Consider the following 1,314-nt stretch of genomic DNA (forward strand, 5'->3'; position numbering starts at 1 on the left):
GGATCCGGCGAGCTCCGAACCCGTCGAGCGGTGAGCGGGATCGTCGTCAACCAGGAGGAACCGCTATGACCGACCCGAGCGCGAATCCCGCCGCGGCCTACGGAGTGCACTCCGAGGTCGGGAAGTTGCGGAAGGTGCTCGTCTGCGCGCCGGGGCTCGCGCACATGCGGCTGACCCCGTCGAACTGCGACAAGTTGCTGTTCGACGACGTGATGTGGGTGCAGAACGCACGCCGGGACCATTTCGACTTCATGAACAAGATGCGCGAGCGTGGGGTCGAGGTCGTCGAGCTGCACAACGTGCTGGCCGAGACGATGGCGATCCCGGAGGCGAAGGGGTGGCTGCTCGACCGGAAGATCGTGGCGAACGAGGTCGGGCTCGGTCTGGTGGAGGACACCCGTGCCTATCTCGACGGCCTGGACGATCGGAGGCTCGCCGAGCTGCTGATCGGCGGCCTGTCCACCGCGGATCTGCCCGGGGATTTCCGGCCCGGCTACGTGGCGCTCGCGCGGGAGTCCTCCGGTGTGCCGGAGTACCTGATGCCGCCGTTGCCGAACATGCTCTACACCCGCGACACCACGTGTTGGATCTACGGCGGCGTCACGCTCAACCCGCTGTACTGGCCGGCCCGGCACGACGAGACGTTGCTGATGAAGGCGATCTACACGTTCCACCCCGACTTCGTGGGGTCCCGGGTCTGGTGGGGTGATCCGGAGCGCGAGTGGGGGCTGGCCACGCTCGAGGGCGGCGATGTGATGCCGCCGGGCAACGGTGTGGTCCTGGTCGGGATGAGTGAGCGCACCTCGCGGCAGGCGGTGACGCAGCTGGCCGCCAGGTTGTTCGCCGAGGGCGCGGCGGAGCGGGTGATCGTCGCCGGGATGCCGAAGCTGCGGGCCGCGATGCACCTCGACACCGTCTTCACCTTCGCCGACCTCGACTGTGTCACGGTCTACCCGGAGATCACCGACGGGATCCACGCCTTCTCGTTGCGCCCGGGTGACAAGGACCCGGTGGAGGTCACCGAGGAGAAGATTTCCTTCGTCGACGTCGTCACCGAGGCGCTCGGCCTGGCGAAGCTGCGCGTCGTCGAGACCGGCGGCGACGCCTACGCCGCCGAGCGGGGCCAGTGGGACAGCGGCAACAACCTCGTCGCCCTGGAGCCCGGGGTCGTCGTCGCCTACGACCGCAACACCTACACCAACTCGTTGCTGCGCAAGGCCGGCATCGAGGTCATCACGATCGTCGGTGCCGAGCTCGGCCGCGGCCGCGGCGGCGGCCACTGCATGACCTGCCCCCTGCAACGCGATGCTGTCG

1 protein-coding gene is annotated in these 1,314 nt (G+C 68.6%); it reads left to right on the forward strand.

Annotated features, from left to right (window positions below; genetic code table 11):
- Positions 1-65 precede the first annotated feature (65 nt).
- A partial coding sequence (gene arcA / locus ACFPL3_RS41975; RefSeq protein ID WP_379591031.1) for an arginine deiminase occupies positions 66-1,314 on the forward strand: 1,249 nt, incomplete at its 3' end.

It is taken from the genome of Pseudonocardia zijingensis (genome assembly GCF_042657305.1).
GTDB lineage: Bacteria > Actinomycetota > Actinomycetes > Mycobacteriales > Pseudonocardiaceae > Pseudonocardia > Pseudonocardia zijingensis.